The following is a 15,737-nucleotide window of genomic DNA, read 5'->3' on the forward strand; positions in this document are numbered from 1 at the left end:
AGGAGATGAAAAGATGATAGTTTCATTTATGGTCGCAATGGACGAGAATAGAGTAATTGGTAAAGATAATAATTTACCTTGGCGTTTACCGAGTGAATTACAATATGTAAAGAAAACAACGATGGGTCATTCGCTTATTATGGGAAGAAAAAACTATGAAGCGATTGGTAGACCACTGCCTGGAAGACGTAATATCATTGTAACTCGTAATGAAGGGTATCATGTTGAAGGTTGTGAAGTAGCACATTCTGTAGAAGAAGTGTTTGAGCTATGCAAAAATGAAGAAGAGATTTTTATTTTTGGCGGAGCGCAAATTTATGATCTCTTTTTACCATACGTAGACAAGTTATATATAACAAAAATTCATCATGCATTTGAAGGAGATACATTCTTCCCAGAAATCGATATGGCAAATTGGAAAGAAATTTTTGTTGAAAAAGGGTTAACGGATGAAAAAAATCCGTATACGTACTATTATCATGTATATGAAAAGCAACAATAATAATAGAGGTTGATGTGAATATTCGCATCAATCTTTTTATTTGTATCCATCAATATAGGTTTATAGATGAGATTCGATAGTGCTATAATGAATGGTAGCATGTAAAAATGCTAATATTTTCTAAAGTATTGATGTAGAAAGAGGAGGAGAATCGATTGAGAAAGATATGGGGGATTCTTTTTCTTTGCTTAACATTCATGTTAGTTGGATGTGGTAAAGAAGAAAAACCACAAGAAGCGTTTGATACATATGCAAAAGCATGGAATAAACAAAAATTTGCAGAAATGTATGATCAATTATCAGAAAAGGCAAAAAAAGATATTTCAAAGAAAGATTTCACTGAGAAATATGAAAAAATTTATGCTGGCATTGAAGTGAAAGATTTAAAAGTAGAAACAGGGGAAGTAAAAGAAGATAAAAAAGATGAAGGTCCTGTTCCTTTTAAAGTAAGTATGGATACAGTTGGCGGTAAAATCACTTTTGGTCATGAAGCAAAAATGGTGAAAGAAAAAGATGGAGATAAAGAATCTTGGAAAATAGATTGGACTCCTGATTTTATCTTCCCAGGGATGACAAAAGATAGTAAAGTGCGCATGCAAACGACAGAGCCAAAACGTGGAGAAATATATGACCGCAATGGTAAATATCTTGCGGTAAATGGTAAAGCTTCTGAAATCGGATTGATTCCTGAACAGTTAGGGGATGCTGCTCCGCAAACGAAAGAAACGGTAGCGAAGTTGTTAAATATGTCTGTAGAAGAAATTGATCAAAAACTAGCAGCTAAATGGGTAAAACCAAATTACCTTGTACCAATGGGAATATTGCCTGAAGGAGCAACACAAAATACGTACATAGATTTACCGGGTGTTGCAACAAAACCAGTCAATATTCGTTCATATCCATTAGGAGAAGAAGCAGCACATCTTACTGGCTATATTGGAAAAGTGAATGCTGAAGATTTAAAAACGCTACAAAAAAAAGGCTATCAAGCAGATGATCCAGTAGGTAAAGCTGGTTTAGAGCAAGTACTGGAAGAAAAGCTACGCGGTAAAAAAGGCGGCCGTGTCTTCATAGAAGATGCACAAGGAAAAGAAATTAAAAATTTAGCAAAAACAGATGCTGTTGATGGAGAAAATGTAACTTTAACGATTGACAGTGCAGTTCAAAGCGAAATTTATAATGAAATGAAAAATGAGGTAGGGTCAAGTGCAGCAATTAATCCAAAGACTGGAGAAACACTTGCACTAGTGAGCACACCAGCTTATAACCCAAATACCCTTACAAGAGGGGCGTCAAAAGCGCAACGTGATGCGGTATATAATGATCCGAAAAAACCGATGACGAATCGATTTACACAATTATCAGTTCCAGGATCTGTATTTAAGCCGATTACAGCTGCAATCGGTCTTGAAACGAAAACAATTGATCCAAAAGAAGAGTTAAAAATTGAAGGATTAAAATGGACGAAAGATTCTTCTTGGGGTAATTATTATGTAACACGTGTAAAAGATGCAAATCCAATTGATTTTGATAAGGCAATGAAATACTCGGATAATATTTATTTCGCACAAGAGGCTTTGAAAATCGGAAAAGATAAATTTATGAGTGAAGCGAAAAAGTTCGGATTCGATGAGAAATTACCAATTGAATATGGATTCCCAGCTTCTAAAATCGCAAATGGTGGTATTAAAAATGATATTCAAATGGCAGACACAGGTTATGGACAAGGGCAAGTATTAATGACGCCACTCCATCTAGCGTTAACGTACGCACCAATTGTTAATGATGGAAACATACCTTCTCCATATATTATTAAAACAGATAAGCAACCGAAAGTTTGGAAAGAGAATGTCATTTCAAAAGGAAATCAGGATATATTAAAAACTGCTATGACGAAAGTAATTAATGATCCAGATGGTACTGGGAAAATTGCTAAAATTGATGGAATGACTCTTGCTGGAAAAACAGGTACAGCGGAATTAAAAGTATCAAAAGAGGCCGAAGGAAAAGAACTAGGCTGGTTCGCTGCATTTGATTTAAATTCACCAGATATGGTCATTACAATGATGATTGAAGATGTAAAAGGTAGAGGCGGAAGTAATATTCCAGCTGAAAAAGTGAAACATGTGTTTCAAAAATAGAAAATGATGAAGACTATCTCCATGGAATGTGGAGGTAGTTTTTTGTTTCACCAAAAACATATTGAAAAGATAGTGTTTATTAACTTACGAAAAAAAAGTAGCTATTTTTTATTGACATTGAACATAACTTTTTGTATTATACTTACATAAGGTAAGTTATTTACTTTCGAATTATAAATCTCAAATTAAAGATAAGATGTGTAAAAGGGAGAGAATACAATGACAAAAGTACTATTTATTACAGCAAATCCAAATTCAGCAGAAGGTTCTTTCGGAATGGCAGTAGGAGAAGCTTTCATCGAAGCTTATAAAAACGAACATCCACAAGACGAAGTTGTAACAATTGATTTATTCAACACTACAGTACCAGCAATCGATGCGGATGTATTTGCTGCTTGGGGTAAATTTGCAGCAGGTGAAGGCTTTGAAACTTTAACTGAAGTTCAACAACAAAAAGTTGCAGCAATGAACACAAACTTAGAAACATTTATGCATGCGGATCGTTATGTATTCGTAACTCCAATGTGGAACTTTAGCTATCCACCAGTAGTAAAAGCATACCTAGATAACTTAGCAATCGCAGGTAAAACATTCAAGTATACTGAAAATGGCCCAGTTGGCTTATTAGAAGGCAAAAAAGCACTTCACATTCAAGCAACAGGTGGCGTTTATTCTGAAGGAGCATACGCAGCTGTAGACTTCGGCCGCAATCACTTAAAAACAGTATTAGGATTCATTGGTGTAAATGAAACTGAATACATTGCAGTTGAAGGTATGAATGCAAACCCTGAAAAAGCACCAGAAATTAAAGAAGCAGCAATTGCTAATGCTCGTGAATTAGCAAAACGTTTCTAATATAGAATACTTGAAAATGTCCAAGCACTTGCTGTTTGGACATTTTTTCTTCTTTTTCCTTCGTTTGTCTAGTATAATGAAGGTCGGAATGATAATAGGTGGGGGTTCTGTATGATTCAAACGTTTTTTAAAATCTTTTATTTAATTTTAATCGTAATTGCGATTACACCGAGAATGTGGCGTCTGAAAAGACAAGTAAATACGATGTCGCCACAAGAAAAAGATAATGTTGTGTATAAAACGACAAATTGGTTTGGTAAGAAAATGGTACGTGTAGCTGGTGGGACAGTTGAAGTAAAGGGACTGGAAAATGTTCCAAAAGATAAGCCGGTACTAGTTGTAAGTAATCATCAGAGTAATATGGATATTCCTGTTTTACTAGGTTACTTAAATAAACCAATTGGATTTGTTTCAAAAGCAGAGATTAAGAAGTTTCCAGTTGTACCAACTTGGATGGAACTTATGAATTGTGTATTTATGGTTCGTAATGATCGTCGTCAATCTCTTCAAGCGATTAAAGATGGAATTGGGCTGTTAAAGAACGGGCATTCAATCGTAATCTTCCCAGAAGGGACGAGAAGTAAGGGTGGCGAAATTGGAGAGTTTAAGGCTGGGAGTTTTCACCTTGCAGTAAAATCTGGTGTAGCAATCTTACCTGTAACATTAGATGGGACATATAAAATGTTTGAAGCGAATGGAAACCGTATGAAACCAGCTCATGCAACAGTAACAATTTCTAAGCCGATTACAGCTGAAGAGTATGCGAATATGGATATTAAAGAATTAACGAAGCATACACAGGATGTTATCGCATCACAATTACATAAGTAATAAAAAAAGGTTTCAGCTTAATATAAGCTGAAACCTTTTTTTATGCTGTAGGTAAGACATAAAAGAGTACGCAGAAGAACATCATCGCACTACCACCTAAAACGAAAAGATGCCAAATGGCATGATTGAAAGGTAACTTTTCCCAAAGGAAGAATATAGCCCCTACAGAATATAAAATTCCGCCTGCTAAAAGTAGTGAAAAACCATGTCCAGTTAGATTTTCATAAAGTGGTTTAATAGCAACGATTATGAGCCATCCCATTATGATATAACATAATGTTGATGCCTTAATAAAGCGACGTACAAAGAAAATTTTGAAGATGATACCTCCGAGTGCTAGTGTCCATATAATAGCGAGTAACGTCCAGCCTAATGGTCCGCGAAGCGTAATAAGTAAAAAAGGAGTATATGTGCCAGCGATTAATAAATAAATGGCTGAGTGATCTAGTATAGTAAATAATTTTTCTACTTTTGGATGATGAATGCTATGTAACAAGGTCGAAAACAAGTACAGTAAAAACATGCTTACACCATAAACCGTAAATGCAACTACAGCAGATGCGGTACCATGCTTAGAGGCATGAATAATTAATATAATTAAGGCAGGGATGCTTAAAATGGCACCGATACCATGTGTAATTGCATTTGCAATTTCTTCTTTCACAAAATGTGTCATTCGTGTCATTTTTTCAGTCATAATGCAAATCCTTTCTACTATCATAAAATAATATGTCACTTCCCTTACCATATCATACACAAGGGCAATAGAAAATGAAATTTGTATAATTGATTATATTTTTGAATTTTTTTGACAAAAGGCAATGGATTTGTTGACGTTTTCAAACTTTTTTGACAAAATAAAATTATGCAATAGTAGGACAAGGAATCTACTAATAAAGGGGATGGAGAAATGTTTTCAAATATTGGCTTTCCAGGATTAATTTTAATTTTAGTAGCTGTACTCATTTTGTTTGGGCCGAAAAAATTGCCGGAAATCGGAAAGGCTTTAGGGGAAACGTTAAAAGAATTCAAAAAATCAACGAAAGAATTGACTGATGATGCATTTCAAGAGAAGGAAAAGAAAGAAAAAATGTAATGAATTTTCCTCGAAATGGATAAATAAAGTGTGGTGAACGAGATGGAAGATCGGGAAATGAGCGTAGTAGAACATATTGTTGAGCTTCGCAAACGAGTAATATATACAGTACTATCCTTTGTCCTATTTTTAATTATCGGATTTACTTTTACGAAGGATATTTATTTTTGGCTAGTAAAAGATTTACCAATGAAATTAACTGTTCTCGGTCCAAGTGATGTATTATGGATTTTTTTCTCGATTGCTACAGTATTTGCTATCGTTTGTACAATTCCTTTTGCTGCTATACAAATTTGGTTATTTGTAAAACCGGGTTTACATCCAAATGAACAAAAAATGACAGTAATGTATATACCGGTATTGTCTATATTATTTATTGCAGGTTTATGTTTTGGATATTTCGTTGTAATGCCGTTTTTATTTCATTTTTTAACTACGATAGGTAATGAAATGTTTAATACGATGTTTACGACAGAAAAGTATTTTCATTTTGTTCTTAATTTAACAGTTCCATTTGCTGTAATTTTTGAATTACCTGTAGTTGTCATGTTTTTAACGAGTATTGGACTGTTAACGGCGGAATTGCTAATAAAAATAAGAAGGTATGCTTACGTAGCATTAATTATCATTGCATCGTGTATATCACCGCCGGATTTTTTATCACATAGTTTAGTAGCGGTACCGCTTATTTGTATTTATGAAATTAGTATCGCTTTATCAAAGATTGTCAGTAAGCGGAAAAAGAAAAGAGAAGAAGAAATACAGTCGAAAAGTGCCTCGTTATAAAGGCACTTTTTTTATTTATTTGTTATACTTTAGACATAAACGTATACAATATATAGAAGAAAAAAATTATAGAATCTCCAAAATTTAGACAAACTTTGCGCTTTGCTAAGTTTATACTAAAATTATTAAGCAATATACGGATAGCGGGATTCCTGTCTGATCGGATATTTAGGATGGAGGATGAATAGAGTATAAATCTTCTAACCAAAAGGACTACAGGGATTGACTAAGGATACTTTTGTATTCATAGAAGTCTCCACTTTAAACAACGTGTTACAGCGTAAAGTAGAGGAAGTTCAAAAATCCAATGAAAAAGAGGATTGATATTGTGATTACGAAAAGTTTTTATTTCACTCATTCAACAGGGGATTGTATTAAAATATTCGAAATCCCTGTCCTACAGGCACAGCATCCATTATCGTTTCTAATTCAGTCTCGTCTTCAATTATTTATTGCAAAAATTCAAAAACAAAAGCACCCAAGATTTTCGTATTCTTTCCGTGAATATTTGCAAAATTGTTTGAAGTGGAATGATTATTTAAATGTATATAAAACAAATACCCTTGAAAAAAATGCATGATACAAAGTATGGACAGGGTTAGTAAACTCTGTCTTTTTCATTTTAGGTATAAAAATATAATTAATTTGGTGAAATTTGTTCGAAATTGTTGAAAGCACAGGGAATGCTAGTATAATAACAAGGAGAGCGTATTGGAAAGGGAAGAATATAATATGCAAAAAATTAAAATTGTAACAGATTCAACTGCAGATTTAACGCAGGATGTAATCGAAAAGTATGGCATTCATGTGCTACCATTATCAATCTCTGTAAATGGACAAACATATTTAGATCGCGTTGATTTACAACCTGATGAATTTATTGAAGAAATGATCAAATCAGAGGAATTACCAAAAACATCACAACCGGCAATGGGTACATTTGTAGAAATGTATGACAAGTTAGGTGAAGATGGAAGTGAAGTACTTTCCATTCATATGACAAGTGGAATGAGTGGTACTGTGGCAACTGCCAATAGTGCTGCATCAATGACCGACACAAAAGTAACAGTTGTTGATTCTCAATTTATTACACATGCTTTAGCATATCAAGTAATAGAAGCTGCAAAAATGGCAAATGAAGGACGCTCACTAGAAGAAATTTTAAAACGTGTAGATGAAGTGAGAAAGAATACTCGTTTATATGTAGTAGTAGATACATTAGAAAATTTAGTGAAGGGTGGGCGTATCGGTAAAGGAAAAGCGTTTATCGGTTCGCTACTCAATATAAAGCCAATTGCTAGCCTTGAAGATGGTGTTTATAACCCTGTAACGAAAGTGCGTAGCCAAGGTCAAATTGTAAAAACGTTAGCTAAGTTATTTGAGGAAGATACAGCTGGAAAAGTTGTAAAAGCTGTTGCAATTCCGCATGCGAAAGCAATTCCTTTAGCTGAAAATGTAAAAGCGGCTGTTGAAAAAGTGAGTGGATTTGCTCAATCAGAAATTTTCTTTACAACGCCTATTATTAGTACTCATACAGGTCCGGGTGCAATCGGATTTATGTATTTAGCAGAGTAATAAAAAAGCTACTTGAAATGAATTTTCAAGTAGCTTTTTTATGTGAATAGAAAGTAAGAAATAAGAAGGGTTATACAGGCACTCCCGCTAATGATATAGCGAGTCTGTAAATATTTATTCATAGAAAACACCCACTGATTAAAGTTTTACTTTATGATTTTCTATAGTATATGTTGGATATAGAAAATAAGTAGTTACGTTATACGTGTAATGTTTCAATTTTTTCATTTACTTGCTTATCGTTTGTTGCGCTATTATAAGTAAAAGTTTGGCCTAAAAAGAGTACATGCAGTTGTTCCCACGGTAACATACGTAAATTCCAATTATTTCGGAGCCTTGTTACTGCCTCGCGAGGTGTTTCATCGGCAAGGGCAAAAGCTCCGTAATGCATCGGTATAAAGTGTGTAGCGTTTAAATCTAAATAAGCTTGCACTGCCTCTTCAGGTGAAACATGAGATACTTTCATAAACCACTCTGGTTCATAAGCGCCAATTGGCATAAGGGCAATATCAATTGAAAAGCGTCTGCCAATTTCTTTGAAACCTTGGAAATAGCCACTGTCACCACAAAAATAAACGGTTTCTTTCGTTGGTTCATTATTAATAATCCATCCCCCCCAGTGAGATGTATTCATATCAAATAAGGATCTTCTCGTCCAGTGCTGGGCCGGTACGAAGTGAAAGGAAACATCATTAATGATCGTATTTTCCCACCAATTATACTCTTCTACACGAGTAAATTTTTTGCGAGTAAATAGTTTTTTCAGTCCAATAGGTACAAGGTATAAAACATCATCATTTAGCTGGCGAAGCGTTGAAAAATCTAAATGGTCATAATGACCGTGTGAAATGAGGACAATATCAATTTTAGGTAGTTCTTGTATAGAAAGACCAGGTTCAGTAAGTCTTGGAACTAATTTTAATTTAGTAGCCCATACTGGATCTGTTAATATATTCAGCCCATTCGTTTGGATAAGGAATGTGGAATGACCAATCCAAGTTACAGACGTCTTTTCAAAGTTGTTTTGTAGGAATTTACTTTGCTTAACAGGTGATTGTTCTACTAAAAAAGAAAAATCCTTTTTATTTTGTTTTCGTTCTTTTCGCCAACGTATAAAGGAACGAATTGATTTTTTTGTACTCACATTATCCATGTTTTCATAACGTTTTGTCATGAACATCACCTCATTTAAAATCGTTGTAATTGTATTGTACCGAAATGTTGTTAAGGACTACAGTGTATAACATGGATGAATGTTTAAGGAATTGTTAAAAAATAGGGGGATGCGTTTACAAAAGTAACAATAAAATTAGTTTTGCAACTTCTATTTAGAGAAATAATAGTAAAAAAATAAATTTTGTCTAGTAATTGGCTTGAAATAAAGAAGTAACATACGTAAATTCGTACGATTTCGTGAACAAATGTAGTAAACAATTTTCTCGTAGTGTTAACTTTTGTTATGATAAACATAACCTATTTAAATTTAGGATAGAGAAAAGAGGTTTATAAATGAAGCGTTATCAAAAAATAATTGGTCTTATGGTTGTATTTTGTCTCTTTGTACTTGCTGGATGTAGTGGATCGGGTTCAAAGCTTCGTAAACCATTGAATTGGGATTTAGAAACTTTCCAATTTACAAATCAAGATGGAAAGTCATTTGGTACAAAAGATTTAAAAGGGAAAGTTTGGGTTGCTGATTTTATGTTCACAAATTGCCAAACAGTTTGTCCGCCAATGACTGCCAATATGGCAAAACTGCAAAAGATGGCCAAAGAAGAGAAATTAGACGTTCAGTTTGTTTCGTTTAGTGTAGATCCAGACCTTGATAAGCCGGAGAATTTGAAGGCTTTCATTCAAAAGTTTACAGAGGATACTAGTAACTGGAATTTATTAACGGGTTATTCATTAGAAGATATTACAAAGTTTTCAAAAGATAATTTCCAATCACTTGTAGATAAACCTGAGGATGGTCAAGTTATACATGGTACATCATTTTATTTAATTGATCAAAACGGAAAAGTAATGAAAAAGTATAGTGGTATTAGTAATACGCCGTACGAAGACATTATACGTGATATGAAGAGATTAGTGGATTAAAAAGAAGGGTGCATAGCACCCTTCTTTTTTTACATTAGTCTATGGATAAAATGTCATGTTGTTGTGGAAGTTTTGGTGCCCGAATTTCTAACACGCCGTTTTGATACGAAGCTTTCGCTGCTTTTTTATTAATTGAGTACGGTAATTTAATCAATCTTGATGCTTCTGAAATGGAACGTTCTCGGCGATAATAGTTATGAGATGTTTCTTCCTCGACCTCTTCAAGTATCTCTTCTTTTACAGAGACTTTTAAGTATTCACTTTGTATTTCAATTTGAATTTGTTCTTTTTGTATACCTGGTAGTTCAGCTGTAACAACGAGTTCTTCACCAACTTCATATAAATCTACGGGGAATGTTAATAAACGATTTCCTTTTTGGAAAAAATGATTTAAATCAGCGATTACATTGCGAAGTGGTGTTTGCTCGAAGAAATCATCAATTTGCTTTAAATAATTGCGAACCGGTGGGCGAGAAGAGTCTTTTTTTTCTTCACTCATGGTATTCCCTCCTAGAAATCAATTTGCAATATCATATGACAAAAGCGGAGAAAGGTGATTGCCTAGTTTTCATGTTTTCATAAAAAATTGTTAAAAATGTGAAATGGAGTGATTTTTTTATAGTTTTTGGTCGCCATATTCAATTGATTATGCTAGTATAAATAGGGTTGATATAGTAGTATATAGACAGAATGAAAACTGAAAGAGGGTAAGAAGTATGTGTGGTTTTGTAGGATGTTTATGTGAAAACCCTAGAGAGTTTTCAGAAACAGAAAAACATCAATTTGAAAATATGAACACGATGATTTTCCACCGTGGTCCAGATGACGAAGGATATTTTCGTGATGAACATGTACAATTTGGCTTCCGCCGTTTAAGCATCATTGACTTAGAGGCAGGACATCAGCCGCTAACTTATGAAAATGATCGATATGTAATTATTTTTAATGGTGAAATTTACAACTATGTAGAATTACGTGAAATGTTACTTGAAAAAGGTGCAACGTTTGCAACACAATCTGATACAGAAGTTATCATTGCATTGTATGCACATATGAAAGAAAAATGTGTAGACTATCTTCGTGGTATGTTTGCATTTATGATTTGGGATCGTGAAGAGAAGAAACTTTTCGGTGCACGTGACCACTTCGGTATTAAACCTTTATACGTCGCACAACAAGGTGATACTACATTCTTCGCATCTGAGAAGAAAAGTATTATGCATGTGATGGAAGATAAAGGCGTTAATCCAACGTCACTACAACATTACTTTACGTACCAATATGGTCCAGAGCCAGAAACATTAACAATTGATGTTAATAAAATCGAGCCTGGTCATTATTTCGTAAAAGAAATCGGTAAAGAGATGGAAATCCATCGCTACTGGAAACCTTATTTCAATGCTTCAAGCGCAACGAAAGAGGAGCATATCCAAGCAATTCGTGATGTGTTGTATGATTCAGTAAAAGTGCATATGCGCAGTGATGTACCAGTAGGTTCATTCTTATCTGGTGGTATCGATTCATCTATTATCGCTTCTATCGCAAGAGAAATGAATCCAAATCTTTTAACATTCTCAATTGGTTTTGAACAACGTGGTTTCAGTGAAGTTGATGTTGCAAAAGAAACTGCTGAGAAATTAGGCGTTAAAAACCATAACGTATTCATTTCAGCGAAAGAGTTTATGGATGAGTTCCCAAAAATCATTTGGCATATGGATGATCCTTTAGCAGATCCAGCAGCTGTACCATTGTACTTCGTTGCAAAAGAAGCACGTAAGCATGTAACAGTTGTTCTTTCAGGTGAAGGTGCAGACGAGCTATTTGGTGGTTATAACATTTATCGTGAGCCAAACTCACTAAAAATGTTCTCTTACATTCCTAGCCCAGGTAAGAGCGTTCTAAAAGCATTAAGTGGTGCTCTTAAAGAAGGATTTAAAGGAAAGAGCTTCCTAGAGCGTGGATGTACGCCAATTGAAGAGCGTTACTATGGAAACGCGAAAATCTTCCGTGAAGAAGAGAAAGTTGAATTAATGAAGTATTACAATGAAAGTGTTAACTATATGGATATCACGAAACCATTGTATAACGAGATTAAAGATTATGATGATGTAAGCAAAATGCAGTACATTGACATGTTCACATGGTTACGCGGTGACATTTTATTAAAAGCTGATAAAATGACAATGGCAAACTCATTAGAACTTCGTGTACCGTTCTTAGATAAAGAAGTATTTGATGTTGCATCTAAAATTCCAACTGAATTTAAGATTGCTAACGGAACTACGAAAGCTATTTTACGTGAAGCGGCACGCGGAATCGTTCCAGATCACGTATTAGATCGTAAAAAACTTGGATTCCCAGTACCAATTCGTCACTGGTTAAAAGACGAAATGCATGATTGGGCTATCAATATTATAAACGAGAGTAAAACAGAGCATTTAATCGACAAACAGTATGTATTAAACTTACTGGAAGCACATTGTGCAGATAAAGGCGATTATAGCCGTAAAATTTGGACTGTACTTGCGTTTATGGTATGGCATCAAATTTATGTTGAGCATAAATACGATACGAATAAGTTCCATGAAGAAACGAAACGTGCGTATAGCTTAGTTTAATTAGAAAAACCTTAAGATCGCATATGGTCTTAAGGTTTTTTTCATAAATAGGACGTATTATTGATACAATAATAGTAAAAGGATGGACAACATATGATTACGTTTGAAAAAGTAACTGTAGATAATGAAAGCGTTGTTAAAGAAATGTTTCGCTCACATAGTTTAACTGAGAATCAAGTACAGTATTGTGTGAAAGTTGATGATACATATATTGGTGTAATAGACTATAGTGTACAAGAGGAGAGTGCAATTTTATCGCAGTTAATTATTCACTTTGATTATCAAAGTTACGGTTATGGGACAAATACGTATTTTACATTTGAAACGATGATGAAAGAAAGAAACGTGAAAGAGATAAAGGTATTACAAACGGAATTAACAGAACAAGCAAAAACTTTCATAGAGAGCTTTGGTTTTAATGAAGAAGATGGAATATATGTGAAGAAAATATAACGATGAGTAGTTGTGCGAGATAAATATAAGGCAGGTGGATATATGACGATGACTTCTGGTCTTGTATTAATTGGAGGGTGTTTTATAGTAGCAGAGCTAATCCATATGTTCATTCGAAAAAGAATGAATAAGAAAAGAAAGCCGTATGAATTACAATATGCCCCTGTGTTTTTCCTTTTATTTTGTATGCTTATTACATTACAAAACATAACGAACTTTCCACCGCTTTTAAATATTTTTTTTAAGTTCGGTTTGCTGTATAGTAGCACTGGAATAGCCCTTTTATTTCTTTTATTTTGCATACGTTATATTCACTATCAATCGTATATATTTATTTTAAATTGGTTAAAGCACAATGATAGAAACCGCCTTACATAAGGCGGTTTTTTTATTTGTAATTGTAATGGTTTTGAAAGTTATACGTATGCTGATTTATTTAATAGTAGTTCCATATATCAAAAAACAACGAGGTGCAATTTGACATGGAATATAAATAAGTGGATAACAAGATACAGATATTTTTGTATATAAAGCTCAAAATTTCATTAAAATTTATAAAAATAATTAGATGATTTAACATATTATCTATTATTAGTATGTGGTACTATATGTTCTTAATCTGTAACGTAAGTAGGTGTATAAATTTGAAATGTTAATCAACTAGTTTATCTTAAGTGCTGACAAATAGCAGGATTAAATTTTGGGGAGGTTTCGTTTTTTTATGTTTAATTTGGATATTTTATTTCTTGAATGGATGACCAGTGTGGAGGGAAGTGTGCTTACAATACTTTTTAAACTTATATCTAGTATTGCAAATGAAACGTTGTATTTAGTCATTATTTCGATTTTATATTGGTGCGTTTCTAAAAGAAAAGCATTTCATATGATTGTTATGCTTTGTTTCTCTGTGTATATAGGGATAGTGGTAAAAGAATTCATGAAAATCCCGCGACCGTATACATACGAAGGAATTCAGGCTTTATATGAAAAATCAGCTGCAGGTTATTCTTTTCCAAGTACACACGTCCAGTTAGCGACAACATTTTGGGGCTCTTTTATGATGTTATGTAAAAAGAGAATCATTTGGATCATTGGAATTATTTTTATAATATTGGTTGCTACTTCTCGTCTATATTTACGTGTACATTGGCTCAGTGATATAATAGGTGCCGTTTTAATTAGTGTCATAGTTGTTTATTTATATACGAAAGTAACAGAGGAATTAAGTGATAGGAAATTTATATTGTTACAACGAATTGTATTGGCAGTTTCACTCATTATGTATTTTATGACTGACCAAATAGATAATTTAAAATTACTTGGAGTTTTGACAGGTTCTACGATTGGTATCATGTTAGAGAATCACTTTATTAAAATGAATGAAAATAATAATTTTAAAATACAAGTAGTAAAAACAGTTTTAGGCCTTAGTTTCATGTTAATGATACAGCTCATACTAAAAAAGTAATACCTGATATGTATTATGTACGTTATGCATTGACTGGAATTACAATTACTTTCTTATGTCCGTTTATGTTTCACATGTTACGGTTAAAAAGTGAATAGCAAATAAGTACAAAAATATTTTGAATAAAAATGAGTTCGAAATTATATATATTGAAAAAGTTTTCTGATATATCTATTGACAATGTATGAGATATACATTAATCTTTAAATGTTAATGAAAATCATTTTCAACTAGGAGGATTTATGACACGCACTAAAAATATTCTTATACTTTGCATTATGTTATTAATGGTCATAATTGCAGGTTGCGGTAAAGAAGAAGAGAAGAAAGATAAAGATACATCAGTAAAGGCAAAAGATTCATATAGTATAAAGCATGCAATGGGCGAAACGACAGTAAATGGTACACCAAAAAGAGTTGTTGTTTTAACGAATGAGGGTGCTGAGGCACTTTTAACTGTTGGAGTAACGCCAGTTGGAACGACAAAACCACGAGCTGGGGATGAATGGTATCCTCATTTAGCGAATGAGTTAAAAGATACGAAAGTAGTAGGAACTGAGCGTGACATTAATTTAGAGGCAGTAATGAAGCTTCAGCCGGATTTAATTATTGGAAATAAAATGCGTCACGAAAAAATATACGAGCAGTTAAAAGAAATCGCGCCAACAGTATATGCTGAAACATTGCGCGGTGATTGGAAAGAAAACTTTACGCTTTATACAAAAGCTGTAAATAAAGAAAAAGAAGGGCAAAATGCTCTTAATGATTATAAAAAGCGTATTGCAGGAATAAAAGAACAATTAGGTGATAAAATTAACTCTAAAGTTTCAATTATTCGCTTCGTCCCAGGTGATGTTCGTATTTATCAAAAAAATTCATTCTCAGGCGTTGTATTAAATGATATTGGATTTAAACGACCACCATTACAAGATAAAGATGAATTTGCGATAAAAGGAATTACAAAAGAACAAATTCCAAATATGGACGGGGACTACTTATTCTATTTCACATCTGATAAAGATGCGGATAAGAATAATGAAGGAAACACGTTAGCGAAAGAATGGACAGAAGATCCGCTCTTTAAGCAGTTACAGGCTTCTAAAGATAATAAAGTATTCGAAGTAGATGAAGTGATTTGGAATACAGCAGGTGGTATTGTAGCTGCAAACCTTATGTTAGATGATATTGAAAAATATTTTTTAAAGTAAATGAATGGTCGAGTACATCACCTTAAATGGGTGATGTACTTTTTTATTTGTGAAAATACAGAAAATTCCTTCTTTTGAGTGTGGATAAGTTGTACAATTAAATCAAT

Annotated in this window: 16 protein-coding genes and 1 pseudogene; 14 read left to right on the forward strand and 3 right to left on the reverse strand. The window is 33.5% G+C overall.

The window, feature by feature from the left end; all coding sequences use genetic code 11:
* The first annotated feature begins 13 nt into the window (after positions 1 to 13).
* From GFJ36_RS10320 to GFJ36_RS10335, 4 genes are all read left to right on the forward strand, one after another.
* Positions 14 to 502 (forward strand): dihydrofolate reductase, encoded by a 489-nt coding sequence (locus GFJ36_RS10320; RefSeq protein ID WP_061679531.1) that lies wholly within the window; start codon positions 14 to 16, stop codon positions 500 to 502.
* 155 nt (positions 503 to 657) lie between these two features.
* Positions 658 to 2,643, forward strand: a complete 1,986-nt coding sequence (gene pbpC, locus GFJ36_RS10325) for a penicillin-binding protein 3 (protein WP_087982535.1) — start codon at positions 658 to 660, stop codon at positions 2,641 to 2,643.
* A gap of 219 nt (positions 2,644 to 2,862) precedes the next feature.
* Positions 2,863 to 3,498, forward strand: a complete 636-nt coding sequence (locus GFJ36_RS10330; protein ID WP_048541201.1) for an FMN-dependent NADH-azoreductase — start codon at positions 2,863 to 2,865, stop codon at positions 3,496 to 3,498.
* 111 nt (positions 3,499 to 3,609) lie between these two features.
* Positions 3,610 to 4,329, forward strand: coding sequence for a lysophospholipid acyltransferase family protein (locus GFJ36_RS10335; RefSeq protein ID WP_087982533.1), 720 nt, complete (start codon positions 3,610 to 3,612; stop codon positions 4,327 to 4,329).
* 40 nt (positions 4,330 to 4,369) lie between these two features.
* Here GFJ36_RS10335 and trhA read toward each other — a convergent pair whose 3' ends face one another.
* Positions 4,370 to 5,026 (reverse strand): PAQR family membrane homeostasis protein TrhA, encoded by a 657-nt coding sequence (gene trhA, locus GFJ36_RS10340; RefSeq protein ID WP_000136880.1) that lies wholly within the window; start codon positions 5,024 to 5,026, stop codon positions 4,370 to 4,372.
* 213 nt (positions 5,027 to 5,239) lie between these two features.
* Here trhA and GFJ36_RS10345 point away from each other — a divergent pair, with 213 nt between their 5' ends.
* The 4 genes from GFJ36_RS10345 to GFJ36_RS10360 all read left to right on the forward strand — a co-directional run bounded on the left by GFJ36_RS10345 (position 5,240) and on the right by GFJ36_RS10360 (position 7,786).
* Positions 5,240 to 5,425: a twin-arginine translocase TatA/TatE family subunit gene (locus GFJ36_RS10345; protein ID WP_000492443.1), complete on the forward strand. Its 186-nt coding sequence runs from the start codon at positions 5,240 to 5,242 to the stop codon at positions 5,423 to 5,425.
* 42 nt (positions 5,426 to 5,467) lie between these two features.
* Positions 5,468 to 6,211 (forward strand): twin-arginine translocase subunit TatC, encoded by a 744-nt coding sequence (gene tatC, locus GFJ36_RS10350; RefSeq protein WP_000390128.1) that lies wholly within the window; start codon positions 5,468 to 5,470, stop codon positions 6,209 to 6,211.
* Positions 6,212 to 6,539: 328 nt separating this feature from the next.
* Entirely contained in the window at positions 6,540 to 6,791 is a 252-nt protein-coding gene (locus tag GFJ36_RS10355; protein ID WP_000629012.1) for a DUF2535 family protein, read from the forward strand.
* Between the two features lie 152 nt (positions 6,792 to 6,943).
* Positions 6,944 to 7,786: a DegV family protein gene (locus GFJ36_RS10360; RefSeq protein ID WP_033657798.1), complete on the forward strand. Its 843-nt coding sequence runs from the start codon at positions 6,944 to 6,946 to the stop codon at positions 7,784 to 7,786.
* Between the two features lie 199 nt (positions 7,787 to 7,985).
* On the opposite strand, the gene GFJ36_RS10365 is transcribed toward GFJ36_RS10360, so the two are convergent.
* The gene (locus tag GFJ36_RS10365; protein ID WP_088609134.1) at positions 7,986 to 8,960 is read right to left on the reverse strand and encodes an MBL fold metallo-hydrolase; all 975 of its coding nucleotides are present in this window, start codon (positions 8,958 to 8,960) and stop codon (positions 7,986 to 7,988) included.
* 335 nt (positions 8,961 to 9,295) lie between these two features.
* Here GFJ36_RS10365 and GFJ36_RS10370 point away from each other — a divergent pair, with 335 nt between their 5' ends.
* A complete protein-coding gene (locus GFJ36_RS10370) occupies positions 9,296 to 9,883 on the forward strand; it encodes an SCO family protein (protein WP_046959312.1) in 588 nt (195 codons plus the stop codon).
* A gap of 34 nt (positions 9,884 to 9,917) precedes the next feature.
* On the opposite strand, the gene GFJ36_RS10375 is transcribed toward GFJ36_RS10370, so the two are convergent.
* Positions 9,918 to 10,382, reverse strand: a complete 465-nt coding sequence (locus GFJ36_RS10375) for an Hsp20/alpha crystallin family protein (RefSeq protein WP_001288088.1) — start codon at positions 10,380 to 10,382, stop codon at positions 9,918 to 9,920.
* Positions 10,383 to 10,599: 217 nt separating this feature from the next.
* On the opposite strand from GFJ36_RS10375, the gene asnB reads away from it, so the two are divergent.
* From asnB to GFJ36_RS10400, 5 genes and pseudogenes are all read left to right on the forward strand, one after another.
* The gene (gene asnB, locus GFJ36_RS10380) at positions 10,600 to 12,501 is read left to right on the forward strand and encodes an asparagine synthase (glutamine-hydrolyzing) (RefSeq protein ID WP_000333826.1); all 1,902 of its coding nucleotides are present in this window, start codon (positions 10,600 to 10,602) and stop codon (positions 12,499 to 12,501) included.
* A 93-nt stretch (positions 12,502 to 12,594) separates the two neighbouring features.
* On the forward strand, positions 12,595 to 12,954 hold the full coding sequence (locus GFJ36_RS10385) for a GNAT family N-acetyltransferase (RefSeq protein ID WP_048541207.1): 360 nt from the start codon (positions 12,595 to 12,597) through the stop codon (positions 12,952 to 12,954).
* 48 nt (positions 12,955 to 13,002) lie between these two features.
* Positions 13,003 to 13,332 carry a hypothetical protein gene (locus GFJ36_RS10390; protein WP_098230739.1) on the forward strand — a complete coding sequence of 110 codons (330 nt, stop codon included), beginning with the start codon at positions 13,003 to 13,005 and terminating at the stop codon, positions 13,330 to 13,332.
* Positions 13,333 to 13,675: 343 nt separating this feature from the next.
* A pseudogene (locus GFJ36_RS10395) lies at positions 13,676 to 14,520 on the forward strand (phosphatase PAP2 family protein).
* Between the two features lie 144 nt (positions 14,521 to 14,664).
* The gene (locus GFJ36_RS10400; protein WP_088122016.1) at positions 14,665 to 15,630 is read left to right on the forward strand and encodes an ABC transporter substrate-binding protein; all 966 of its coding nucleotides are present in this window, start codon (positions 14,665 to 14,667) and stop codon (positions 15,628 to 15,630) included.
* The last annotated feature ends 107 nt before the right edge of the window (positions 15,631 to 15,737 follow it).

The sequence above is a fragment of the Bacillus sp. EE-W1 genome, assembly GCF_009760835.1.
Lineage (GTDB): Bacteria > Bacillota > Bacilli > Bacillales > Bacillaceae_G > Bacillus_A > Bacillus_A wiedmannii.